23 protein-coding genes are annotated in these 26172 nt (G+C 44.8%); 5 read left to right on the top strand and 18 right to left on the bottom strand.

Going from position 1 to position 26172, the window contains the following annotated elements:
- Nucleotides 1–34: 34 nt before the first annotated feature.
- From EHS13_RS12255 to EHS13_RS12170, 18 genes are all read right to left on the bottom strand, one after another.
- Entirely contained in the window at nucleotides 35–1603 is a 1569-nt protein-coding gene (locus EHS13_RS12255) for a nucleoporin-interacting protein (protein WP_155700624.1), read from the bottom strand.
- Nucleotides 1604–2350: a glycosyltransferase family 2 protein gene (locus EHS13_RS12250; RefSeq protein ID WP_155700623.1), complete on the bottom strand. Its 747-nt coding sequence runs from the start codon at nucleotides 2348–2350 to the stop codon at nucleotides 1604–1606. It abuts the gene before it with no gap.
- Entirely contained in the window at nucleotides 2343–3812 is a 1470-nt protein-coding gene (locus tag EHS13_RS12245; protein ID WP_155700622.1) for an alkaline phosphatase family protein, read from the bottom strand. The genes EHS13_RS12250 and EHS13_RS12245 overlap by 8 nt, the downstream gene beginning before the upstream one ends.
- Before the next feature lie 2 nt (nucleotides 3813–3814).
- Nucleotides 3815–4747: a lysylphosphatidylglycerol synthase transmembrane domain-containing protein gene (locus EHS13_RS12240; RefSeq protein ID WP_162463084.1), complete on the bottom strand. Its 933-nt coding sequence runs from the start codon at nucleotides 4745–4747 to the stop codon at nucleotides 3815–3817.
- Nucleotides 4748–4850: 103 nt separating this feature from the next.
- Nucleotides 4851–5612, bottom strand: coding sequence for a Rossmann-fold NAD(P)-binding domain-containing protein (locus EHS13_RS12235; RefSeq protein WP_155700620.1), 762 nt, complete (start codon nucleotides 5610–5612; stop codon nucleotides 4851–4853).
- A 200-nt stretch (nucleotides 5613–5812) separates the two neighbouring features.
- A complete protein-coding gene (locus EHS13_RS12230) occupies nucleotides 5813–6823 on the bottom strand; it encodes a Gfo/Idh/MocA family protein (RefSeq protein WP_155700619.1) in 1011 nt (336 codons plus the stop codon).
- 26 nt (nucleotides 6824–6849) lie between these two features.
- Entirely contained in the window at nucleotides 6850–7632 is a 783-nt protein-coding gene (locus EHS13_RS12225; RefSeq protein ID WP_155700618.1) for an SDR family NAD(P)-dependent oxidoreductase, read from the bottom strand.
- 36 nt (nucleotides 7633–7668) lie between these two features.
- Complete coding sequence (locus EHS13_RS12220; protein WP_227013909.1) at nucleotides 7669–8643, bottom strand: Gfo/Idh/MocA family oxidoreductase; 975 nt, start codon at nucleotides 8641–8643, stop codon at nucleotides 7669–7671.
- A 20-nt stretch (nucleotides 8644–8663) separates the two neighbouring features.
- Nucleotides 8664–9614 carry an aldo/keto reductase gene (locus EHS13_RS12215; RefSeq protein WP_162463083.1) on the bottom strand — a complete coding sequence of 317 codons (951 nt, stop codon included), beginning with the start codon at nucleotides 9612–9614 and terminating at the stop codon, nucleotides 8664–8666.
- Between the two features lie 155 nt (nucleotides 9615–9769).
- Entirely contained in the window at nucleotides 9770–10567 is a 798-nt protein-coding gene (locus EHS13_RS12210) for an IclR family transcriptional regulator (RefSeq protein ID WP_155700616.1), read from the bottom strand.
- A 77-nt stretch (nucleotides 10568–10644) separates the two neighbouring features.
- Nucleotides 10645–12780: an aminotransferase class III-fold pyridoxal phosphate-dependent enzyme gene (locus EHS13_RS12205; protein ID WP_162463082.1), complete on the bottom strand. Its 2136-nt coding sequence runs from the start codon at nucleotides 12778–12780 to the stop codon at nucleotides 10645–10647.
- Between the two features lie 78 nt (nucleotides 12781–12858).
- Nucleotides 12859–13635, bottom strand: a complete 777-nt coding sequence (locus EHS13_RS12200) for an SDR family oxidoreductase (RefSeq protein WP_155700614.1) — start codon at nucleotides 13633–13635, stop codon at nucleotides 12859–12861.
- 28 nt (nucleotides 13636–13663) lie between these two features.
- Nucleotides 13664–14881: a mandelate racemase/muconate lactonizing enzyme family protein gene (locus EHS13_RS12195; protein ID WP_155700613.1), complete on the bottom strand. Its 1218-nt coding sequence runs from the start codon at nucleotides 14879–14881 to the stop codon at nucleotides 13664–13666.
- Between the two features lie 27 nt (nucleotides 14882–14908).
- A complete protein-coding gene (locus EHS13_RS12190) occupies nucleotides 14909–15919 on the bottom strand; it encodes a D-2-hydroxyacid dehydrogenase (protein WP_155700612.1) in 1011 nt (336 codons plus the stop codon).
- A 24-nt stretch (nucleotides 15920–15943) separates the two neighbouring features.
- Nucleotides 15944–16765, bottom strand: a complete 822-nt coding sequence (locus EHS13_RS12185; protein WP_155700611.1) for an HpcH/HpaI aldolase family protein — start codon at nucleotides 16763–16765, stop codon at nucleotides 15944–15946.
- A gap of 46 nt (nucleotides 16766–16811) precedes the next feature.
- On the bottom strand, nucleotides 16812–17642 hold the full coding sequence (locus tag EHS13_RS12180) for a carbohydrate ABC transporter permease (protein ID WP_155700610.1): 831 nt from the start codon (nucleotides 17640–17642) through the stop codon (nucleotides 16812–16814).
- Nucleotides 17643–17660: 18 nt separating this feature from the next.
- The gene (locus EHS13_RS12175) at nucleotides 17661–18548 is read right to left on the bottom strand and encodes a carbohydrate ABC transporter permease (protein WP_155700609.1); all 888 of its coding nucleotides are present in this window, start codon (nucleotides 18546–18548) and stop codon (nucleotides 17661–17663) included.
- A 75-nt stretch (nucleotides 18549–18623) separates the two neighbouring features.
- Nucleotides 18624–20045 carry an ABC transporter substrate-binding protein gene (locus EHS13_RS12170; RefSeq protein WP_155700608.1) on the bottom strand — a complete coding sequence of 474 codons (1422 nt, stop codon included), beginning with the start codon at nucleotides 20043–20045 and terminating at the stop codon, nucleotides 18624–18626.
- 449 nt (nucleotides 20046–20494) lie between these two features.
- On the opposite strand from EHS13_RS12170, the gene EHS13_RS12165 reads away from it, so the two are divergent.
- The 5 genes from EHS13_RS12165 to EHS13_RS12145 are packed head-to-tail and all read left to right on the top strand — an operon-like array spanning nucleotide 20495 to nucleotide 26170.
- The gene (locus EHS13_RS12165) at nucleotides 20495–21601 is read left to right on the top strand and encodes an alanine racemase (RefSeq protein ID WP_155700607.1); all 1107 of its coding nucleotides are present in this window, start codon (nucleotides 20495–20497) and stop codon (nucleotides 21599–21601) included.
- A gap of 47 nt (nucleotides 21602–21648) precedes the next feature.
- Nucleotides 21649–22041 (top strand): RidA family protein, encoded by a 393-nt coding sequence (locus EHS13_RS12160; RefSeq protein ID WP_155700606.1) that lies wholly within the window; start codon nucleotides 21649–21651, stop codon nucleotides 22039–22041.
- A gap of 25 nt (nucleotides 22042–22066) precedes the next feature.
- Complete coding sequence (locus tag EHS13_RS12155; RefSeq protein ID WP_162463081.1) at nucleotides 22067–23386, top strand: M20 family metallopeptidase; 1320 nt, start codon at nucleotides 22067–22069, stop codon at nucleotides 23384–23386.
- 1 nt (nucleotide 23387) lies between these two features.
- Nucleotides 23388–24866 carry a M81 family metallopeptidase gene (locus EHS13_RS12150; RefSeq protein ID WP_155705321.1) on the top strand — a complete coding sequence of 493 codons (1479 nt, stop codon included), beginning with the start codon at nucleotides 23388–23390 and terminating at the stop codon, nucleotides 24864–24866.
- Complete coding sequence (locus EHS13_RS12145) at nucleotides 24863–26170, top strand: aspartate aminotransferase family protein (RefSeq protein ID WP_155700604.1); 1308 nt, start codon at nucleotides 24863–24865, stop codon at nucleotides 26168–26170. The genes EHS13_RS12150 and EHS13_RS12145 overlap by 4 nt, the downstream gene beginning before the upstream one ends.
- The last annotated feature ends 2 nt before the right edge of the window (nucleotides 26171–26172 follow it).

Below are 26172 nucleotides of genomic sequence, written 5' to 3'. Positions count from 1 at the left end.
AATTGAGAATAATAATCAGCCATTTGTGAACATTCTATGAATTTACAATCCATTCATAAAGATCAATATCATAATAAGCCGGTTCAAACATAGAATCCGAGCTAAAGCGTTCAAGCAGCTTAACATGAGCACGCAAAGATACCCCTGTTTGCAATTCAAAACCTTTCAGCACATGATCCGTTACAAGTACACGTCGATTGGTTTGAGCAGCCGCTTCTGCCTTGAAAAAACCATAAGTTAAAATTTGTTTATGCTCATACTTAGCTGTTAAATATTGCAGGACTCTAGTTTCTTCCCAAGTGTATAGAATGAATGGTTCCTTTTGTTCACTGAGATAATGATTAAGCTGATAGACCGCAGGCAGCTCCTCCGCTTGCCGCTGCAGCAGCTTGGTTCCATAAAAAAGCTGTGTGGTTATCAAACCAATTAAAATTAAATAAATAAATGCATGCAGCGTTTTTTTAATGTGATTATGCCGAAGCTGAGTATCTCTTATAATAGCAGCCATTCTAAAAGCTAATAGAAACATCAATAATAGTAGCGGACCTACAATGGGAGCAATGTGGCGAGGTTTTTCAATATTTTGTCCAAATAAGGCCCATCCTGTATAGAATCCTAGACAGATTATCAATCCGATAATAAATTGTCCGTTTGGTTTATGGATGGCCTCTACAATTAGTTGACTAAACTTAATTGGCTTAATCCCCCAAACTGCAATCCCAATCACAACAAGCCAAAGCAATAGGAAAAACCCTACCATAAAAGAATGGCCAAAAAGCGAGTTCCAGAAAAAATTATCCGCAAAAAAACGCACAATTCTGCTTCCAAGTGGTACTGAAGATGAAGTAACTCCACCGCCCCAATCTGTGAAATGGCCTTTTATGAAAGCCATGGATAGCTTAAAAAAACCTACTGGACCGCCTTCAGCAAAGGTAATTCCTGCTACCCAGATGAGCTGGAAGCCCCCCGCAATAATTAGCTGGCTTACTATGCAGCTCCATTTTGACAGTGTAGATTTCGTGCTTTGTTTATATTGTGCTACCCATAATAAGATAATTCCAAGACCAAAAGGAAAAAACGAGACGCGGATCCCCATTAGTAGACCAAATAGAAAAAGCGGCAACAACGCCCACGCCTTCGAAGATATATGTCCTAAAGCTTCGCGAATGCTCCAAAGGAACCACCAAACAATTGCAATCCCTGCTCCTTCTGACATCGGTTGTACAGAGATCAACCATAAGCTTGGGCTTGTCAAAAGAAGAGCTGCAAATAAGAGGCCCTTCCAAGAATCCGTATACCTCCGCACCAAAAGTAGGATTGGAATAATCGAGCTAATTGTCATCAACGTGTTAAAGAAGGCTAATGCTTTTATCGGATCTGTGACCCAAGAATGAACTAGCATACCGCCAAGAATGAAATAAGGATATCCCGGGAAATGCGGCTGCATCGCTAGCAAATCATATCGTTTTAATGCCAATGCAAAATCCACCTCATCCCACGAACGGGCAAATGGGCTTGCATAGGCAAATCTTATATAAATCGAGCTAATCAAGATAGCTAGAGCAAACAGCACCATCCCGATCTTCGCAGCTTTATATTGCATTTACTTTCCTCTTCTCAGAAAGGCTGGGGACAATCTCTTGGCTTTCCTGCGGACAGGTCGCCTCATTTCTTTGTAGATCGCCGGAAGAACCGAAGTCACATAGGCATGAAATTTGATAAAAGATTGGCCTTTGGTCCTCACCTGATAAGAAATGGCTACTTCTTGCAGCCTGAAGCCTTGTCTTACCAAATTCAACGTTAATACTTGTGCGTAATTATAATCATGATTAATCTCTGCGTGCTCCATAGCTTCTCTAGAGAAACCGCGCATCCCAGATTGACCATCATAAATCCAACGGCGAAGCAGCAGCATTTGCAATAGAGTAAAGCAATAATTGCCTAATCTGCGATGCAGCTTCATCCCTTGAATCTGACCTTTAAACCGTGAGCCAAAGGTGTAATCCGCTTGGTTCGCGATGATTGGTGCAATTACATCTGGAATTTGCTCAGGCGGATATTCATTGTCTGCATCAATCATCAAACCTATGTCTGCTCCCAGTCTGCAGCATGCAGCTAAACCTTCGCGAACTGCAGCGCCTAAACCACGATTCTCAGCAAAAGACACAATGTGATCAGCACCTGCTGCTCGGGCTACAGCTACCGTATTATCTGTCGATCCATCGTCAATAATGACAATCTCTACGGAATAATCCGGATGAAAATTACGCGGTACGCGGGCGATTACCTCAGCAATATTCTCAGCTTCATTATGTGCGGGCATAAAAACAATTAATTTTTGTTTATTCATGTGATTTCATTGCCTCAACGAGAACAGGTCCGCGACTATGGCTTGGATAAGGAGCACCCAATAAATAGGCTACAGTTGGGGCTACGGAGATAAGCGACTGCTTCTCATCGACACGAAGTCCCTGTTTAATCGTAGGTCCATGGAGGAAGAAAGGCACATAACGCTCCCCTTCGTCCAGATGTCCATGCCCGCCAATTCCATCCGCTTGCCCATGATCCGCACATATCATTAATGTTGTATTCTTCATCATGCCGCGAGCTTCAAGCCAGCCTACAAACTCCGCAATCAGCTTGTCAGCCTCTTCAATTTTCTCGCGATATTCACCATATAACGCTCCGCGACTGTGACCCGTCTGATCGGTAGCAATCAACTGAGCTACTAGGAAGTCTGGATTTTGTTCCTCCATTATCTTCTTCGCTCGCTCGATAATTTTTAAATCTGCCAAATCATTATGCATAACTGCCGTTATACTCTCGACATCATCACCCATTGCATCAATTAAATGTGCGATGGCTAACAGCCTGCCTTTTTTCCCAACCTTGCGCAGCGAGTCAAAAATACTCTCGACCTTGATTCCCAAGCTCCAAACCATATTCGAGCGAATCCCATGCTCACGCGGGTAAGTACCGGTAAACATCGAAGAGAAACAAACGACCGTTCTTGCCGGATATACCGTTTCCATTTGAGTATATTCCGTTCCATTGGCTCTAAGATTCTTCAAGAAAGGTGCGTCTGCCTCTTCAAAACGATCTTTACGCATCCCATCTATGACAATAACAATTACTTTCTCGTTAGCTGCCGTTTTTTGCATAGGAGCATTACTCGTAAAGCCTTCCGTTTCCGACGGCTTCCAATCAAACAAATTTTTATGCAGCACATAGCTGTATAACCATACACAGGCTGTAAAAATCACAAGCGGCCAAAGGATCTCTGAAGTGAAGCTATCTGAAATTCCCATAACCTGAAAATTCGTATAAAAGTGTTGCCAAATAAACAGCAATAATAGAAACTTCGGCATTTGTTCGGCAGCATTGCCACTAGTAGAATCACTATTCTTCAAAACTAGCTTCCAAAACCGCGTAAAATTCCACCAGCTTGTCCCAATCCGCAAATGATAATAAAATGTGCCCCAGAAATAGATCGTAAAGAAAAAAAACAAACCTAATGCCAGATAATACAATTTCAAATCAGCATAATCCCAAATTAACATCGCTGCTATTAAGGGCAACCAAAGATAGTTGCGCAGCATAAGCGGGAAGTCAAAGCAATAATAAATGGCTAGTAATGGCAGGATCATCAGCAGCCCCATCCCCGCTGAACTCCAAAAGCTGCCATCCGTCCATGCCTGTAAATGATAAAGCAGGAACACACCCAGCACAAAAATCGGGGTAAACGGCTTGCCTTCATTTAATAAATTCCAGCAACGCGCAGCAATAATCTCAAAAGTAGAAACCTGTTTCATAACTAAACTCCTTTTTTATGGGTAAACCATAGCTTAATTTCATTCCATTTAATCGGCATGCGAATGAAGCTATACAACCCCAAACTGTATGAGAATATAAATTTAAATCCATGCGAGAGAATAGCAGCAGCATAGGCATCTTTCCAGTCGATCCCCAGCACAACCAACGAGCCGCTCAATGTGCTCTCGTAAGTCCCAATTGCTCCAGGCGTAATGTGAAAAACCTGCCCAGCTATTGTGATGCTGTTCACCCAGATCATCGAGATGAATGGGAGATGCAGCTTAAGTATTTGAATAACCCCATATATCACACCTGCTTCACATATCCAGCTAACAGCAACTAAAGCAAGAATGCTTCGTCCTTTACTTGAGATCAACGTAGCATTTAAATAACTTAGATGCTTCTGTAGGAAGGGGAGTCGCTTGATGCCAATCATTTTATAACCAAACCCAGCTACAATTACACCAAATAACAGTAAGAAAATCCAGAGCCAAGATGCCTCAAGGCCAAACCATACTGTACCCACACCTGCAAATAACCCCAAGATGAATAAATCCAATAATCTCATTGCAGCAACCGAATGTAACGCATCGTCCCAGGTTTTACCCGTAGCTTTCATCAAAACACCTGTTCTGACCAAGTCTCCTACTTTAAGCGGAGATAAATGATTCACTAGCAAGCTATAAATTAGTCCATGAAAATATACCCGCAAAGGCTCGCGCGGCTCCACATATCTGCGCCATGCTTCAGCTTTTAGTATGAAAGAGGTTAAATACATGAAAAACATAAAAAGCAGCCAATACGGCTGCATTGCTAGCTTATGCCATAGCTGAGCTAGCTCTTGCTTATCAAACCACGCCCAAGTAATGGCGATAAAAATAACAAGCCATAGAAGAGCCAGTATACGAATGATAAATCGTGATTTTAGCTTCATGTTAGGATCGAACTCTTTTCCAACTGCATACATTATTTCTATTCCGTTGAGAATAATTCTCACTAAATGACGTCTATTAGTATATTCTGTTTAGCTCAATCCGTCAATAATCATTCCGCAATCCATTATTTTTTGCTAAAATGGTCTTCATTAAGTCGACATTTACGGCTTTTTTATCAGCTAAGGCAATTAATGCATTCACATCCTTGGGCAGGCATTTCCCACCGAATCCACGATCGTCTTCATATACAAAGGTGTGGCTATGCCCCATTCGCGGGTCGGCCAGCCATAGTTCACGGAGCTCATGGTACTGAATGCCATGGGCTTGAGCAATATCATAAAATTCATTGCAAAAAGTAACCTTTAAAGCTAAAAAACAATTTTCCATATATTTGGCAAGCTCTGCTGTTTTCGCATCGGAGGTCATTATTTTCAATTCTGCGTTATGTACTTTCTGATAAACACCAACTACTACAGCAATATCCTCCGGTGAACCACCAAGTGTAATCCACTTTCTACTACCTAAATCTGCAAAAGGGTGATCAACTGTTTCACCATAATATTCTGGCTGAAACACAATACGTTTGCCCGTTTTTTCCTGCAAATAAGTAGTAAAGCCTACAGGGACTGTTGATCGAAGTACGATTACTTCAGCATCAATCCACCCTACTACCTCTTCAACAATGGAGCTATCGCATTCACCGTTCGGCAGCATCGGAGTTGGCACACAAACAAATGCAATATGGGAATCAAGCAAATCAGCTTTATTTCCGATATTCAACCCTTCATCATATACAGCCGCACCAGGGAAAATTTGATGCATAGCTTTGCCTACATGACCATATCCAATAATAGCTATTTGCATGATTTATTCACTCCATATTTCTTGTTTAGTTTGAACTGATGATTGTCATAAATTATTATACTCCGTGCAAAGGCAAAGTAAAATAAAAACGAACACCGCTATTTAATGAATAACGTAACAAACCGCCCCCCTATCTTAAAAAGATGAGGGGCGGTTTGCCAAATGTCATATAAAGATTAATTAACCCGTCACACGCTACTTTAAGATGAAGCCACTTTTTCTACAGATCCGTTATTTCGGTAAGATTTGATCAATGCCTCCGCAACATATAGCGGATAGATTCCATCCTCCAACGTACAGACCGGTTCCGCATCGTTCTCCAGCAAGTCGGCAATATGTTTAACTGCATTCTGGATATTGCTGCTGTCTTTTAACAAATTTTCATCCTTGTGGCTCAAAAGCAAGCTTTGAAAGCCCATAAATAATGGATCAATCCCTGTCGAGTAATAACGAATTTCATCACCTGCACGCACAATCTCAATCTTGCCCTTATCAAAATACAAATCCAATTCAAAAAGAATATAATTGCGGTCATCAAAAGCTTCTGCAAAGCCAGTGATCTGGTCACCAACCGTAAACGTAAACGAATAGGATGGATCTGAATCCGGATTTATTGATGTGGAAACTTGCTCGATTACTCTTACATTATCAATATCTCCGGCAAAAAAACGGACGAGATCGAAGAGGTGTGACCCTGTATTATAAATTCCCCGCGTGTAGCGCAGGTGAATTTTTTCTAATTTTCCGAATTGTTGCTCTTTAATTGCTTGGCGGACCTTAGTTGTCCCTTTATTCCATCTTCTTGATAGATTGGGAATCAGCAGACAGTCATAGCTTTGCAGCAAAGTATGGAGTTCCTTGGCTTCCTCTATGCTGCTGGCCACAGGCTTTTCACAAAATATGACACGCGGCTTCGATATTTCCAGAATGCTCCGAATCAGCTCCAATCGTACTGTCGGAGGAGTACAAATGCTAATGATATCCGATTTATTGTTGGCCAGCATAGTAGCCATATCCAAATAAAACCTGACCTCCGGAGCAGCCTTCTGAAGATAGTCTCCTTGCTCTTGGCGAACTCCAACTGCGGCAACCAAATCAATTTCAGGTTCGAGACGGTAGGCAAAAATATGACTGGATGGTTTTTCCTGCTTCGAGTTTATATCAAACATCAGCCCAATTTTCCCTAATCCAATGACCGCTGCTTTAAGCACGTGAGACCCCCTTGTAGCTTAGTTTGTTACTTTGCCATATACCCGCCATCAACTGGAAGGATAACCCCGGTAACATAAAGAGATGCGTCCGAGGCAAGAAAGACAATGCTTCCCCCAATATCACTGCTGTCCGCCATTCTCCCAAGAAGCGTTCGATCGCTGTACCGTTTGACAAACTCAGCGGACACCTTTTCCGATATCATGCCTCCAGGACAAATGCAGTTGCAGCGAACGCCGCGGCGACCATAATAACTGGCTGCGAATCGGGTAAAACTGATCATTCCGCCTTTATGAAAGGAATAGTCAGGAATATAACCGTCCATATTCAACCCTTCGTACAGCGTTGCATCCGGGCTAATCATCCCTTGGATTGAACCAATATTGATTATGGAACCGGATCCTCTTTCACCCATCCAATCTCCGAAAACACGGGTGATTTCAAACAATCCCGTCGCATTGATATTCATGCTTGCAGCGAACACATCAAGTGGGTCGTCGTAGCTTTTCATCATTCGGGCAACCGCATTGTTCACCAATACATCGCAACGGCCTTCCCGTTCTGCAAGCGTTTCACGCAAAGCCCGAATTGATTCCGGCTTCTCCTGATCCATATAAAGCGCGCTAATGGCAAATCCCATCTCGGCATATTCATCCTCTAATTTCTTCAAACCATCCTTATTCCGTGTTGTGATATATGTGCGCGCCCCTGCTTCAACACAGGCTATAGTCATGCATTTGCCGTATAATCCTGAACCGCCAGTAATAACAACCACTTTGTCATTTAATGAAAATTGATCCCAAATTCCCATGTGGATTTAGCTCCTTTATTATAAGTTATTTTAAATTTACTCTGTAACAATTTCCTCGAGAAACACTTCACGTCCGCCTTCTTCTCTGCTGCGGATTCCTGCTATAACCAGCTTCATCAACTCCTGTGTTTCACTGAAAGGAAATGGCAGCTCACCGGAACGTACAAATTCTATAAAGGCAGCAAGCTGGCTTTTGAAAGCATAGAATGTATCTTTAATTATCGCAGTTGCCTGATCGGCTGTACCGCATAGCTGAAGTGTTCCAAATGCTCCATACATATCCGATATAGCAGCTATGATGACATCCGCCCCGCAACTATGCTTCAGATGGACAATATTGCGCTCGACCGTTCCCGTATTCCGTACGGATATAAACCCTGGACCCAAGATAGGATAGATGCTTTCCAAAGCATGGATGCCGTAGCGTTCCCAGCTCTTGGGGGTTGTCACAGTCGCAAAGCGGATCTCGCCTAAATTATGGGTTGATATATGGTATGGCATAAATTCCTTGCAATACCTCATGCTACTGGTTGACATAATACGTGCTCCGCTAGCTGCCCATCGGCTAAATTGCTGCAAGTCGGCTTGCGAATCAACTAGCGGCTTGTCTATAAATATCGGAATGCCAGCTTCGATAAATGGCCGGCACCGCTCCACATGCTCTGCACCAATGTCCGTCGGGATGATCACCGCGTCTACTTCACCGATTACATCTTCGGGACGGCTGACGATATTCGGGATTAAGGATGCTTTGGCCACATGCAAGGCATCCTCCGGTCGATCTGTCCAAATATGAGTAATGCGGGCGCCTGCAATTCCGAAGTTTTCAGCAGGCTGCCTCGCCAGATATTGCGGTATCACCGGGTAAGGGCAAGACTTCATTGCTTCAGTATCGAATCCGTTAAGTATCGCGCTCCATGAATATGGATGTCCGTTGCCTTCTACCATACCAAACACTGCTAATCGCAGCTCCCGATTGCTGTTAGCATTCCCTGTTGTTTTCCCGTTCAAGTGCAATCCCTCCAATTTGATTATCTCCGGTTCCAAAGAAGCGGGGTTATGATGTAATCAGGTACAGAGGCAAAAGTCTGCTTTAGCCCGCGAACCGTACTCTCACTCAGCTCATGGGTATCCAACAAGGCTACATTGTCTTTAACCTGCTCTGGTGTCTCTGCTCCGAATACGATACTGAAAATACCAGGCATATGGTGAATATACGAAAATGCCAATTGCGCGACCGACATGCTCTCCGACTCTGCAAAAGCGCGGAGCCGTTCTATCCAAGGCCCCGCCTCTTTCAGGGATTCAGGCAGGTCTGAAGGTGCCAGGAAAAACAAACCCTGCAGGAATATACTTCGGGCAAACAGCAGCTTTCCTGAATCCTTAAGCCTCTCATAGGCTCCGGATGCAAACATTCTCTGATCCATCACATTGACCGGAAGCTGAACGATTTCAAAACAATCTTTCTGAAGCTCCTTCCAAATCTCATTGAACCCCTTTACCTCAAAGTCCATTATCGAAACTCCGATTTTCCCTAGATTCCCCCGTTTCACTTGATTTAGCAGGAGCTCGGTGGCTTTTCCGCCAAACTTCTCCAAAATATCCGGTGAATGAAGCATCATTCCAGGTACGCGGTCGATCCGTAATTGCTCCTGTGAAGTATTCACGCCAGATTCAATTAATTCCTCGAGCTCAGATAATGTTGTGCAATTTTCTTTAGTTAGATAGAGCTTGGAAATGATCAGTGGCTTTTTTTTGTCATGAAAATAATCGCCTAATACCTTTTCAGCACTTCCATATTTATTTGCGGTGTCAAAGCTGGAAATACCACCCTTTACTGCAGCATCCAAGATACGGCTTGCATGCCCCTCATCAGGCTGTCCGGTCCGGTTGGCTATCCCATAAGGCATTCCAAGTTGAACTGTGCCCAGGGTCAACGGCAATTCAACCGACGCCCCGTTTTCGTCCCAAGTTGCTTTCACATTTACCATCCTTTAAACGTCTCATAATAAGAGACGTTATACCTTAATGTACTACACTGTTATTATAGCTTAAATTGTTTCCGGCGTAAATAAAAGAAAAAGAAACCATCACCGCACACAAATAGGCGGGATGGCTTCCATAATGCATCAGACTCTTATTGGTCAAAATTACCGTTTCTCCGCGACAGCTGAGCGGCTGAGCTTTTCACTATCATGCTTATTTCATTTAATTTGTCATCCGTTACTCCATATCCACTTATGCTGATAGCAGCTATGACATCCCCTTGCTTATTCCTTACCGGGGCCCCAACGCAATGGACTCCTAAAGCTCTTTCCTCTTTATCGGTAGCATAACCAACCTGCCGCACCTGCTTTAATTCTTCCAGAAACTGTTCAAGGGATCCAATCGTGTTCTCTGTGAATTTTTGGAAGGTGCATTTTTCCATAACCTTAATAACTTGTTCTTCAGGCAGCCACGCTGTCAGACATTTGCCGAGAGCGGAATGATAAACATCCCTTCGTTGTCCGACCGCCCCAAACAAATATTTAAGATGGTCCGGTTCGACATTCACTAGGTACAGGACGGAATCTTTCTCGAGAATCGCGAGATGTGCTGTGAACCCGGTTTTCTCAACCAATTCGACCAATATTTTTTTTCCTGAGTCTACCAAGTCGGTCGAATTCGTGAATACGGAACCGAGCTCGAAAGCTTTCGGGCCAACCATATACTTCTCCGTTTTCTTAACTTGTTCCAAATATCCATGAGTCTGTAGCGTCATTAGGAGACGGTGTACAACACTTTTATGCAGACTCATTTTGCGGGCAATTTCGCTTACACCCATTGGAGAACGTTCATCAATAAAGCATTGTAAAATATTCAACGTTTTATCCAGTGACTGGATGATAAAATAGGGAGTCTCTTTTGTTGCGTCTTGTTTATCTTCAGTCTTCATTAGTTTTCTCCTTTAACTTCAGTTTAACAGTAAAAATTCCATAGTTGTTAACGATTACATTTATTATACCATAATTATCACAAGGCAATAATACTGGATATCTCCCCGAAAACCTCATCGATTGCTTTATTGTACATTTCCGCAATCTCCTCTGTATGTGATAGTGATGGATAAATCCACATATCTGCCAGAAACCCTCTTTCCAGCATCATTTGCATATATAGTGTCCGCAGCTTATCCGCTTCGCCATGCTGAAAGCTGAAATGGGCCATAGATGGGTAGCCGCTGGTATTTATGGGCACCTTGTGTTTCTCCCCATTCCGACGCCAGCTTTCCATCACGCGGCCACCGATTCTAGCAGCATGTGCAGGAACATCGATTTTCCCCATTTTTTGCAATGCAGCAGCTGCCTCGGCAGAACAAATACTTTCAAAACGGCTGATAAACAAGCCATGCACACCCTCCATAGCCGCTTTCGTCCCGATTATCGCCCCAATAGGATGCCCGTTACCAAGCGTATTGCCAAAAATAGCCATATCTGGCCGCACGCTATGCTGTAGATGCGCACCGCCATAATTCAAGCGCCATCCCATTGAAGTCTCGTCGAAAATAAGCAGTGCACCGCACCGGCTTGTCGCCTCACGCACCTGTTTCAGAAAGTCAGTCTCCAAACCGCCGTTTTGGCATGGTTCCATAATCACGGCTGCCAGCTTCGGACCATATTGATCAATGATCGCCTGCAATCCCTGCAAATCATTATATTTAAAAGAACACTCTTCACTCAAGCCTTGATATTCACATCCTGCAATAACAGTATGGTTTGTTGTCGCACAGGCAATCCGTATGGAAGCTTCACGCGCCTCTTCCCCGCCACGCACGAATCGAACCTGCTCCGCCCAGGGATGGATATCACATAGAAGATCAGCCAGCTCCACTTCATCTGGAGGGTTAAATATACTGCCCATCTCCAATCTGCGGACTGCAGCCTTGGTGACATCGGCATCGCGGTATCCCAGCAAACAAGAACCAATACCGTTTGAAGATATATCATAATAATGCTTTCCATCCATATCCCAAATCTCACAGCCGCGGGCTTCACTGAAATAAATCGGCCATGGGCTGGATTCCATGTTTCCTGCCTTATTGCCCAGATGGGGCACACTGCCAGGTAAGCGGGATTTGCTATGCAAATGTAATTCCTTCAACAAGTTACCTGGCTGCTCCTTCAACGAAAGAAGCCTTACCGCGTTGGCATAGAAAATATCATTCCAGTCTCTGGCATTTAGTCCCAGATCATCTGCGGCGAGATGCAAAGCTCTGAGCGATTCAATCCCAACAAGGACTGGTTGGGCCGAACCCAATTTATCCATATCGCATAAATTCGAGTCTATCCAGAGAAAACCATCACCTATTGTAATGGATTTCCCCCTGATTTCTGAAATCGGGAAATCGCTCCCCCAAAGAAGCTTGCGAGGGCCAAATTGTCTCAGTACCGTTTTAATCGCTTCCGGCTCGCAAATTCCAGACATGTCAAACCAAACATTATCAAGACCTCTTAACGCTTCTATTCCTGCCTTAGCATGAGGCGCGTGAAAGCAACGGGCTGCATGGGCAAGAATAAGCTTTGCATGTGGATACCGCCTGCACATTTCTTTAATTTCAGCCTGATTTGCTGGATCTGCTATTGCCATATCTTTAACGAGATGAAGCATAATGATTCCGCTGCGTTCATTAGCTGCCTTCCACATCCATTCCGGGAAGAATCCGCGTATGGAAGATTGATTGGTAGGACGCTCGCTGCTATAAACGTGATAAGGCTTAAATCCGACAATCTGCCCGTGATCCAAATAAGCAGAAAGCTCCTCCTGTGAAAAATCGGGGGTAACAAGCACCAAGCCTCTGCTGTCCGGCTCTTGTTCCAGCTGTTCCAGCAGATATTCATTTTCTCCGCGTAGATCTGCCATTGGTGTGGGGGCTGGGAAGAAAAGGCCTCCGCTTACTTGTTTGCCTGGGAAAAATCGCGAAATGTGTTCCTTCCAGATGGGAATGGACACATCCGGCGGTCCGCTTGACCATAAATTTGGTTTCGACAGGTTCAAGTCTGAAACCCTGTAAATGTGGGCATGAATATCATATATTTTAGCAGGCAGAAACTTCTCTAATTGCTGCACTGCGCTTCTGTCCGTATTGTTGAACGACCAATTCGCTGTCATCTGAATAAGCCCCCGCTTTACATAATTCACAGATTCCGGTGTTGCCATACTTCGAATTAATAATTGCTTTTCATTAGCCTACCAAGCTGTCCAGCCACCGTCAACGATGATATTGGAACCTGTCATGAAGCTCGAGGCTTCTGATGCCAATAAAATTACGGCACCAACCAGCTCTTTCGGTTTACCTGTACGGCCAAGCATTGTTTTGCTGTTTAATTGCTCAAGGAAGTCGTCATTTTGCTGCACGTTTGGATTTGGAAATGGTCCAGGAGAAATACAATTCACCCTGATGTTTTTCCCGCTGAGATGGCTTGCGCAATACTTCGTCAGCTGGATAACAGCTGCTTTACCCGCACCATAATTAACAGGATTATTTGCCCCGCTGTCGCCATAGATACGCGAATCAGGAGAAACCATCCCATACATAGAAGCAATATTGATAATACTGCCGCCGCCGTTTTCTTCGAAGTAAGGGATAACCTCGCGGGTACAACGAAATACAGTTCCAGCTGCTCCGTCAAGCCCTTTGCTCCAGTCCTCATCCGACATACTCCCGATTGTACCAGCTGGACCATATCCCGCACCGTAGGTTGCGCCATTTAGCAATACATCGATTTTACCGAAGTTCATCTTAGTCCAATGAAGCATCTCGCGAATGGAGCCTGTGTCGGAAACATCGCAGGATACAAAAGAAAGACGATCGGGCACTTCAACGGTTCCTTGGAATGGTGTACGGTCGGCAACAACGACTGTCGCCCCGAAAGAAACCATAGCTTCTACAAGCGTAGTTCCCAGAAATCCACTGCCGCCAGTTATAACAATAACCTTGCCTGATAACGAAAAAATATGCTGCATCGAATAATCTCCTCCAGTTAATTTTGCTTTAATCCGTCAGTATTTTACCAGGAACGGAATTGAATTCTCCGCTTCCGGGAATAAAAGGATACTTCATCTTGACATTATCTGTTAGCACGATGCCTAGACCTGCTTGCTCAGGCGGCAGCACATCTCCGTTTTCCATGCGAAAGGAATCCCGGACAATGTCACTGTGCAAGCCCGCGTAATCCGGAGGGATTTCCACAATTAACGTATTCCCGCATGCAAATGCACAATGAATGTTCTGCATAAGACAGCCGCCTGCCCCCCATGCATGAGTAGCTATTTTCCGCCCCCGCGCTTCAAGCATTGCTGCGACCTTCATAAATTCACCGAGTCCTCCGGTAAAGGAAGCGTCCGGCTGCCCTATGTCAAAGCAGCTCAAATCGGTAAACATCTTCCATTCGGCGCTGCCCGTTAAACACTCTCCACCGGCAATCGGTATCGTTGTTCTGCGGCATAATTCGGCATACCCCGCAGCATCCGTATAATGAAGCGGCTCTTCAAAAAACAGCAGATCATAGGGCTCCAATGCCTGCAATACAGTAGTGGCTGTATCCAAATCCCATGTGTTGAACCAGCTGTTCCCCATATGTCCGTCAAGCATGATCTGAATGTCCTTCCCAATATGCGAACGAACGAATGCCAGCTTATCCGCCTCGAATTCAGCGATTTCCTGTTTCGCCCGCGGCATATGCCAACCTTTATTACTCAAGTCAAGACATCCCACGCCTAGCTTTACTCCCTTGAAGCCGAGTTTTAAATAATGGTCGAGCTTGGCTGCAAGCTTTTCCTTAGGATAATTGCTCGGACCTCCTGTCGCGTAACAAGGAAGCCGATCATGCTTCCTTCCACCCAGCAATTCGTAAACTGGAAGTCCGGTCATCTTACCTTTTAAATCCCAGAGGGCGGCTTCAATGCCGTTCAACACAGAAATACCCATGCCGGTCCTGCACCAGAAATTGCCGGCATGATACATCCGCCGCCATAGCTCAGCGATATTATCTACGGACTGGCCAATTAATATCGGCTTAAAGAAATCTACAATCCCCGGCACACTTTCCGGGAAAAAATAGCCAATATAGGTCTCACCTATGCCAACCAATTCCGTATCGGTAATAATTTCAATGAAAGCGGCACTACGCCGTTTGCGGGCCTCGCTCAAAAAGGGGTCATTCGTACATGGACCGGTCAACAGTACGGTTCGGACATCCGTAATTTTCATAGCTGCTCCTTCGTAACAATTATTCGCTTATTCCCCTTGTAATTGCCTAGATGACAGTTCATTCAGTAAAGGTTCGTTATTGGCGAGCCGCTTGACATTTTCGATAAATATGGACCAAATTCTCTCCAGAAAGTGCGTGCTTTGCGAGGAGCCTGATATATGCGGCGTCATAATAACATTCGGAAACTCCCACAATGGATGTTCAGGCGGCATTGGATAATAATAATGCGTATCTAAGGCAGCACCGGCAATCCATTGCTCACGCAGTGCGCGCAAGAGGGCGGCCTCCTGAATGATGGGTCCCCGTGATGGATTTAATATATAAGCGGTAGGAGGCAATGCGCGCAGCTGCCTCTCGCCAATCATGCCTTCCGTATGATTGGTCAACGGCACAGCCAGGATTAGAAAATCCAAATCCTGCAAAAACTCCGTTTCCTGATCCTCTGTGAAAACCAGGTCCGGCAATATCCCCTCGGGATCCCCAACGCCTGGGACACAGTAAATCTGCTCACGCGGCTTAATTGCGTCCCGGACAAGCACCTGAACGTGCATCCCCATTGCTTTAGCCAATCGGGTTGTCTCACGTCCGATACCGCCATAACCCCAAATACCTAACTTGGAGCCGCGAATTTCTGTTTGGAATAAAGCAGATCGATCCCAAACTTTTTGCTCCTGATTCCTGTACATTCCTCGCATATTACGGGCAAGCTGAAAAATCATACCCATATTCCATTCGGCAATGGGCACATCGAAAATCCCCTGCCCATTGCAAGCTTTCACACCTTGCTCCGCAAGGCCGATTTGGACAAGCTGATTGTAGCCAACAGAGCTGATCTGAATCAATCGGATTGATGGGCAATCATGCAGATTAATCGGCGGAAAAGTACAGAAGATAATATCAAAATTCTTTGAAGCTGTTGCCGGGAGCGGTTCGGATGTTTCACGGAATGGGATTATTTCCACATTTACGCCTGGAATATTATGCAGCTGCTCGAGTCGCTCCTCAACAATCGGCATGTCAATTAATATATTTAACATAGGATCGGCTGCCTCTCCTCTCTATTAATTGTTACTATAGATCCCATCAATTGTGGTCGTATGCTTTTTTTTAATATCATCTAGCAATTGTTTATAATAATTGCCCAAACCGACGACATCCGCACCAACACTAATAAAATTATAGCCAAGGGAAACCAATTCGTCCCAATTGCTTACACTTCCGACAGTACCGGCAAATTTTGCGTGTTTTTGGGCAAGCTTGGCGATCAACCTTCGAGTCTCGATTAACTTAGGGTGGTCCCATTGTCCGGGAAACCCGATCGCTTGCGTGAAATCACCAGGTCCGAAGAAAATCATATCAACCCCAGGCAGCTTAATAATTTCTTCCAGCTCATCAAGCGGTTCTGGGTCTTCAATCTGCAGAATATTGAAGCGCTGTTCGTTCGCCTGCTGCAAATAGTCAATAAATTCGATCTCGCAATAAGCACCGTCTGCATTACCGCCGTCGACCGGGCGCAGTCCGATCGGATGGAATTTTGTGCTGCGCACAATGCTTTTAGCCTCAGCGAGATTCATCACATGGGGAATCATTATTCCAGAAGCGTCCATCTCCAGCGGGCGAATAAAGTCGCTGTAGCTCCCTTTCGCCACCCTGACAACGGTATCTACATTATGCATTTTTGCCGCATTGATCTGGCTTTCGATCGCGGACCAATCATTGGGAACATGCTCCATATCCGTCCAAATACAATCAATACCGCTCAATGCAGCTATTTCAGCAACTCTAGCATTCCCTATATTTAACTTGGTGCAAACAGCGACTTCTCCGGCACGCATTTTTTGTAGAACCCGACTTGGACGCATTCGTTTTATTGTTTGTTCCATTTGATTGTTAACCTCCTATGATGTACGAATAAATGATTATGCTTAGCTAGCCCTTCAAAGCACCCAGTGTAATGCCTTTAGTAAAGTATTTTTGGAAATACAAGAAAATGGCAAGGATCGGAACAGTGGCAACCATGGCTCCCGCCAAAGCGATTCCGTAATCGATTCCAAACTCTGACACCTGGGAAGCAACCTTGACACCTAAGGGCAATGAATACACCGATTTTTTGCTCAGAATGATCAGCTGCCAGACATAGTCATTCCACGAATTTACGAATGTAAAGATAGCCAGAACGGCTAATCCTGGTTTTGCCAATGGAATAATAATACGGCTAAACAATTGCCATTCATTGCAACCGTCGATCTTTCCGGACTCGAGCAGCTCGTTAGGCAGCGTTTGGATAAATTGCTTCAATAGGAATACCCCAAATGGCCAACCGACCATCGGCAATAATGCCCCCCAAAGCGTATTAACCAAATGCAGCTGATTCATCAGCTTGAACAAAGGAATAAACAAAACCGTATGCGGAATCGTCATGGCCCCAACCATCATGGCGAAGATCAGCTTAGAGCCCGAAAAACGGATTTTTGCAATCGAATAGGCGGATAGTGAGCTCAATAATAGAACTAGTATTGTACAAACGCTAGAAATAAATATACTGTTAAACAGCCACTTAAGCGTAGGATAATCAACCATTAACGATGAGTAATTTCTAAAGGTAGGTTGAAGTGGAAACCATTCAGGCGGAATTTGCATGGCAACCTTCAATTTTTTAAACGAACCGCTAAGCATCCAGTAAAAAGGCCAAATAAAAAACAGTGTACATACTCCAAGAAATACATTCTTTACTGTATTCAGAGCCTGGTTCTCCTTCATATGTCGTCCCCCTCTGCATCAGTATTCTATATCGGATCTAAAAAGCTTGAATTGGATATACGCGATGCAGCAAATAATGATGCACAATATAACTCCCATGGCATTGGCAACACCAAAATTCATCGTAACGAAGGCTTGCTGATAGATGAGCACAAGAATCGTGGTCGTATGAAATGCTGGCCCGCCTGCTGTCATTAACAAAATAATTGAAAAGACCTGAAAGGAAGCAATGGTTGACGTAACAATGATATACAGCAAGCTTGGCTTGAGCAGCGGGAGCGTTATCTTAAAGAATAAAGTTGACCGCTTGGCTCCATCTAGGCTGGCAGATTCGTATAAATCCATTGGAATGCCGTTTAAAGCAGCTGTAAACACGATAATAGCGTTGCCGATCCCCAAGGTGAAAATAATCAAGGACAGCGTCGGGTAAGCCAAATGGATACCAAGCCAATTAGCTGGCTCTGCTCCCAACAGTTTCAACAGATAATTGCCTATACCGAATTGGTTGTTCAGAATATATCCCCAAACTAATGTGATACTGACAATTGAAGTAACAGAAGGAATAAAAAATACGGCTTTAAAGAAGGCTTGCATCTTTTTAGAATAAGTATTAATTAGCAATGAAAGCAGAAGAGAAAGCACTGTGATCGAAGGCACCAAATAAAAGACAAAGGCAAGTGTGTTTCTGATGGATTTCCAAAACAGCTCATCTTTAAATATCTGCTTATAATTATCAAATCCAGTCCAATAATACTTGGTAAAATCAAATCCCATGAAGCTCGTACGAACTGAATCAATAATGGGATAAACTACAAAAACAGCAAAAAAAACAAGCATTGGCATAACAAATAACCAGCCAATCAACTCTCTCCGTGCATGCGTTAATTTAGGAGTCTGCACCTTCATTCTATCCCTCCTTTTCAGCTTCTGCTATCTAGTAAAACAGGCGGGCTTTGAACAAGATAGCCCGCCATCGTGAAATTATTTATTGTATTTGGTTATCACTTCGTTAAACTTTTTGGAGATAGTATCAATGGTTTCTTTCGCTGTAGATTTGCCAATGAACATTTTCTGCATTTCCGGGAACATAGCCGCTCTCATCTCTGGATAACCTTTTACTCCCCAGCCTGGATCCATTACTTTCCAATCCTTTGCTTTGGTAACTAATTTTGCCAAGAACTGCATTTCTGGATCATCTTTTGCCCAAACCGGTACTGTGTCGCTGAATGGATTGAATATTTTCATTGCTGTCGAATAATTTACACTTTCTGTCTGAGCCCAGTATAGGAACTTTTTGGCCCATTCCTCTTTAACAGGACTAGTACCTTTAAATACTGCACCATTCCCGATGGATACGTTAAGTGTGGATTCACCTGTTTTAGGAGAAGGGAAATTTACGTACATATATTCATGCGGCCCGACTACTGTGCCGTCTTTTAAACCATTCTTGATTATGTCTGCATGTGCCGGCCCACCAAGTACCATACCCGTCTTCCGCTGTTTCCAATAGTCCAGCGTATTCGTCGCGGAAATGCTTTCCGGATGTGCGCTGACTAGACCTTCATCTACTAATGATTTGAATAATGCCAGTGCTTTCTCCGCTTCCGGATTTTCTGCAGCAATATATTTAGAATAATCATCATTGAACAGCTTGACACCGAAAGCACTCATTACACTGGTGTACAGCTGATCCCCTTGTTCATTAAGCGCATACAAAGTTGCGCCATATACGCCTTTATCCTTATCCGCAACCGCTTTGAGCGCTGCTTTATATTGCTCAGGCGTCCACGTTCTAAACTCATCCTGAGGAAGCAATTGCTCCGCTTTGGCATCAGCCCATAATGATTTGTCTACGATTAGAACTACAGGAGACGAGCTGTAAGGCATCGCTACAATCTTTCCGTTCACGGAAACCATCTTCATGACACCTGGGTTTTGATGGATTTTTTCCAAATCTGCTGGGGGTATGACATCGTCTAACTCTGACAATGCTCCCATTTGACCATATGCTAAAGTCCGTATCGGACCGTCGAATAGTATGTTCGGCGTTGTTTTCCCTGCGATTGCTGTTGTGATTCTCTCATTGATACCATCGAATGGAATGATTTCAACATTCACTGTGACATTCGGATGTAATTGGTTCCATTCTTTAACTAAATCCTGTTGAACCCATTCCCCAGGCTTTCCGCCATTGAGGACACCCGTTTGTGTGGTCCAAAGAGTAAGCTCCACCTTCGGATCTTCGCTTGGAGAGGATGAGCCGCTTGCATTAGTTGGTGCCGCTGACGACTCAGTTGCCGATTTGGAGCTGCATCCAATAAGGGAAATCATTAAAACTGCTGCAAGCATACTAGTAAGCATAAAACGCACCCGATGGTTATTTTTCCCAAAAATCAATTTCATACAACTTCCCCCTTGTCATATTCATAGTTTTGTCAAACCATTGCCAGCTTGCTACAAATCCAAAGTTCAAAATCAAAATTCCAAAACCGGCAGGAGATAAACCTCGCTTGCTTCATTACACAATTTCGCAAGATCAACAGGTGACCACTCTTATATTTGCTATCCCCTCCTGCATTTCTACGTCGTCTCTTATTGTGTTACGATGTACCTTTATCTGCCACGATGTTATTATATAATAGATTATGGGGACTGTAAATAAAAATAAATCTTTCTAATATAGTCATAAACCCTTAAGCAGTCTACTTTATTAATTTTCAATCGAAGTATTTACAAATGGGTCTGCTTCGTCTATCATTCGTTTTATAAAACATTAGTTTTAACAGGTAAAATAGAAATGACGAGGCTTTGTAACGATTATTCTATTAATAATCTTAGAAGGGAGAATTGAAATGAGTATAAATCATAATCAATGGAGTGCTATGGAAACACCTGCTATATTGATCGACCTTAATATCCTAGATAGTAATTTGCAGCATACCGCTGAGTTAGCCCGGAATGCAGGCGTGAAGCTGCGACCGCATTTCAAAACACATAAGAATGTTTGGATAGCTAAGGAACAGCTGCGACATGGCGCATGCGGGATAACTGTTGCCAAGCTAGGCGAAGCTGAGGTACTGGCGGAGGCAGGTATCGACGACTTACTCATAGCATTTCCAATTATAGGATCTGCTAAGCTGGCGCGATTGGCCAAACTCATGAAGCTTGCCAAAGTGATTGTCAGCATCGATAGCCTGCAAGCAGCCCAAGGGCTTTCCGAGCTTGGAAGCTCAAATGGCCAGAAAATTAAGCTGTATGTCGATGTCAACACAGGCTTAAATCGCTGTGGCAAAGAGCCAGGCGAAGAAACAGCAGCCCTTGTCAAAGAAATTGCCATGCTGAAGGGCGTGGAAGTTATCGGCCTCATGACACACGGCGGCTATGCGTATGGTAAAAAGACACAAGCCGAGCTGCTCTCTGCTGCCCAAACGGAAGCAGCTGGACTAGTCGAGACAAAGCTTCTGCTCGAGCAAGCTGGGATTCCGATCTCTGAAATCAGCGTTGGTTCGACTCCGACCTCCAAGTTTATCAGCCAAATAAAAGGTGTGACCGAAATTCGCCCAGGCGCTTATGTCTATGGCGATGGATCACAGCTTTCTATCGGTGCTATTGTCCCTGAGGAATGCGCCATGCACATCCTTGCCACTGTCGTCAGTGTGCCGCGAGCAGGAACTGCCATTATCGACGCCGGATCAAAAACTTTCAGCAGCGATAGTAATGCCCACCGAATCGGTTATGGAACGCTGCGCGGCCATCCTGAAGTTTATGTAGAACGTTTAAGTGAAGAGCATGGCATTCTCCATCTGCCCGAAGGCATTTCCTACGAAATAGGAGATACTTTGCTTTTTCTTCCTAACCATTGCTGTACGGTTTCCAATCTGCACAATGAGCTTCAAGGCATTCGCCAAGATAGGCTGGAACGCATATTAACTGTTGATGCCCGCGGAAAAATCCGTTAACCCTGATTTATATTAATTAAATACAGCTATTGAGAGGAGAACTTATCATGTCAAAAACCATTCATGTTGAAAATGCACCCCAATTCCCGCTTCCGTTCTCACACGCGATCCGTTCAGGAGATTTTGTCTATGTTTCCGGACAGGTGGGGGTTGATCCCGCTACTAATCTGGTAGTCGGAGATTCTATTGAAGCTCAAACCCGGCAATGTCTGCGCAATATTGAAATTATTCTTGAGAAAGCAGGTTTGACGCTTGATCATGTTATTAAAGCAAACGCTTTTGTAAGCCGCAGCTCAGATTTCCCAGGTTATAACAAAACCTATGCCGAAGTGTTCAGCTCCCCCTATCCAGCCAGAACAACTGCACCTGTTGATCTCGGTGCTTATTTGGTAGAAATAGATGTTATTGCCTATGCTCCTACCAAAAGAGGAGAAGCATAAACCATTAATAAAGGAGACTTGTGCGATGAAACATGAACAAATAACGCTTGCGATTAAACAATGGGTAGAAGACCATAGAACAGAAGCAGTCGAGCTTGCCCGCAGTCTTGTGCAAATCGAAAGCGTTAATCATCCTCCAACCGGCAACGAAGCGGAATATCAACGTTTTTTTGCTGATTGGATGATTTCAGAGGATGCTGAGGTGGATGTGTATGAGCTTTCAGAAGTTCAGGGATTGCGGGAGCATCCTGCTTATATGGACTCTCGGCAATATGTAAACAGGCCGAATGTTGTCGGGCGTTTCTTCGGCGGGCAAACTGGACGCTCCCTGCTATTCTCAGGTCATGCCGATACGGTCTATGAAGGCAAGGAGCCCTGGACATATCCGCCGTTTTCCGGAGAGGTTGCAGATGGCAAATTGTATGGACGCGGAGCTTACGATATGAAAGGCGGGATGGCTGCTGCTTTGATGGCTGTCAAATGCTTGAAGCAGCTAAATGTCCCGCTTGCCGGCAGCGTCTATATTGAAAGCGTAGTGGACGAGGAGCATGGTGGAGCAAATGGCACTCTGGCTGGCCGTTTACGTGGACCCCATACAGATATGGCGATTATTCCAGAGCCATCGAATTTGAAGCTCTACCCTGCTCATCTTGGGGGCGGGATTTGGAAAGCCACCTTTACAGGTAAAGGTGGAATCTCATTCGCAGGCGAAAAACTGGTAAGTGCGCTTGAAGCAACCGTCGAATTTGCCAATATGCTGAAAGCTTTCGATAGCTACCGCAAGGATTCTCTTGAGGTGCCTTCATGGTGGAAGCATGGCCGGAAAGCGGAGGTGGCGCTGCTAACTATTTTTTCTGGAGATATTAATCGCGAATTGCAGGAGAAATTGCCTGCGACTGGTGAATTGAATTTTTGGATCGAGGGCTACCCTGGAATGACAGGTGAAAGCATTATTAACGAGCTGTGGGATTTCTATCATGACAGATTGGCTGAATATCCCCTATTGAAAAGCTGCAAGCCAGTGATCCAGCCCTTAATCCGTTATTTATCTGCAAGTGAAATGAAGCTTGATGCAATGGGAACCGATTTTATAAGATCAGTTACTGAATCTGGCAGTAAGGTAGCAGGTTTAGTGCCAGAGCCTCCGGAAGGATCCCCTTTTGCATGCGATGGCTTTATGTTTAATTTATACAGCACTACGCCTGCTTTGATCCTGGGACCAAGCGGCGGTAACGCCCATTCCGCTGACGAATTTCTTAATTTAAGCTCTTATGAGCAGTTGATTCTATGGTATGCGCAGATCATTGTCGATTGGTGCGGTGTCCTCGGAATGGATGGGAACTAATATGAAACTGGCTATTGTGGGTATTTTTCATGAAACGAATACTTTTGCCCCAGGTATAACAGAAATGAATGATTTTGCCCGGGAATCGGTGCAAGGAAACGAGCTTTTTCATAAACGATATGAGAATACACGGACTTCAATGGGCGGCATTATTGAAGCTGCGCGTTTCGATCAGGTTGAATTGTCTTGCGGCATTTACACTGCAGCCACCCCAAGCGGGATGGTAAGCCGTGATGCCGCAGATGCTCTCTTCGCTTTATTGGACTCATCTATCGATACAACTGCTGACGGGGTCATAGCCATTCTTCATGGCGCCATGGTAGCTGAAGGTTTTCCAGATGTAGAGGGTGAAATTATTCGTCGTATTCGTGAGAAGATCGGTTATGTGAAGCCTGTTGCGATTACACTTGATCTGCATGCCAATATCAGCCGTCTGATGGTAGAAAACGTCGACATCCTTGTAGGCTATGACACTTACCCGCACGTTGATGCTTATGAACGAGGTATGGAAGCTGTCCACTTGCTTACGCGTACCCTACGTAAAGAAATTAAACCTGTCTGTTCACTCGCTCAGCCGCGGTTACTGATTGTACCGCAGGTGATGCTGACTGACGAGGCGGGTCCGATGCAGGAATTGATGGACCGTGCCTTCGCCATTGAACGTGATCCGCAGGTACTTAATGTAACTGTAGCCGGTGGCTTCCCTTATAGCGATGTGCCGGATGCAGGCGTTGCATTCGTTGTAACGACCGATAATAATCAACTCCTTGCCGAACAATATGCCGAAGAGCTGAGCCTTATGGCATGGGGACTTCGGGAGAGGCTGAAATGCCAAGGATATACGGCAGCTGAGGCTGTTTCAATGGCTTTTGCCGAACAGTATGGACCTGTCATTCTTGTCGAAGGCTCCGATAACGTAGGCGGCGGCTCTCCTGCAGATGCAACACACGTTTTGAAGCATCTGATCGGCATACCCAAAAAATGTCTCATCGTGATAAGAGATCCAGATGCTGCTTATCTTGCCCATCAGCTGGGTACAGGCGCTGAATTTCATGCAGAAATAGGCGGTAAAAGTGATAATTTGCATGGCGCGCCAGTTCCAATAGACGGCGTAATTCGCCTTTTATTCGACGGGAAATATACCCACATTGGATCTTATATGACTGGACAATTGGCAGATATGGGTAAGACCGCTGTCATCGAAGCAGGAAATCTGACTATTATTGTAACTGAGAAACGTACAGCACCTTGGGATCCAGGTCATGTAACCTTCGTCGGCTTGCGCGCAATCGACTTTCACGCCATCGTTGTCAAATCTGCTGTCGCCTGGAAAACAGCCTTTGGCGCAATCTGCACTAAGATTATCCCAGTGGATACGCCAGGCTGCTGTGGGGAGAACCTTCTCCATTTGGATTACAAGCTTTTAGCGCGTCCCATTTATCCGCTTGATTCCATTTCCAATAAGGAGGATTCACAGTGAACACCTATGAAATGTCTATATCCAGGCTGCAAGCAGCCAAAGAACATCTTGCAGGAGGCGTTGCCAGCTCCTTACGGGCATCAATGAAACCGACTCCCTTGTATGCAGAATCAGCAAAAGGAGCTCACATCCGAGATGTGGATGGAAATGAATACATTGATTATTTGCTTGCCTACGGTCCGTTGATCCTCGGACACGCGCATGACGGTCTTACCGAAAATGTGATTCAAGCCATGCGCAATGGATATACCTTCGGTCTGCAGCATGACGGCGAAATCAAGCTTGCAAATTTGCTGGCAGAGGTGCTGCCTTGTGCTGAGAAAGTAGCTTTGAGCGGCTCAGGAACAGAAGCCGTTATGCTGGCTCTGCGATTGTCCCGTGCTTTCACCGGTAAAACAAAAATTGTCCGCTTCCATGGCCATTATCATGGTTGGTCGGATTCGATATTCACCTCATTCCCCAGCTCGGACATGAGCCAAAAAGCTTCTACTGGCGAAGCTGCCAAGATTCCACCAGGCACTTTCGGACAAAGCGAAAACAGTCTGGAAGATATCATTATTTTGCCATGGAATGATCCGAAGGCATTGGAAGAAACGCTTCGCAAACACTGCCATGAAATCGCAGCTGTCATTACCGAACCCGTAATGTGCAATTCAGGCTGTATACAGCCGTTGCCAGGCTACCTTGAACAGATGCGTAAGCTGACTGAGGAGCTCCATATCGTGATGATAATGGATGAGGTAATTACCGGATTTCGACTTAGCTTGGGCGGCGCTCATGGAAGATTCGGCATCCTGCCGGACCTTGTGATTATCGGGAAAGCGATGGGCGGCGGAATCGCCATCAGCGCTGTGGCCGGGAAAGCTGAGATTATGAAGCTCGTGGATGATGGTAAAGTAAGCCATCTTGGCACATTGAACGGGAACTGCGTTTCCACTGCAGCGGCAATCGCAACTATTACTCAGCTCTCCGCAAACAACGGTGCCGTCTATAACCAGATGGAGGAGCTGTTTGTTGAACTGGCTGAAGGCATTCGTTTGCTGCTGGGCAAGCATCGCATACCCGGTATAGTCAATCAAATCGGCCCTGTGTTTCACATGATGTTTACTGATGCCTTGGAGGTTAATGATTTTGATACCTTCAATAAACGCGACTCTGCGAAATATACCCATTTTGCTGAATTAATGTTGGAAGAAGGCGTCTTGCTCCGTCCGAATGGGCTGTGGTATATATCCACCGCACATCAAAAATCCGATATTGAAGCAACCTTACATGCAATAGATCGTGCACTAATCCATTTATAATT

This window comes from Paenibacillus psychroresistens, assembly GCF_009728935.1.
GTDB classification, from domain to species: domain Bacteria; phylum Bacillota; class Bacilli; order Paenibacillales; family NBRC-103111; genus Paenibacillus_AC; species Paenibacillus_AC psychroresistens.
The sequence above is the reverse complement of the archived record's forward strand: the minus strand, read 5'-3'. Positions and strand labels throughout refer to the sequence as shown.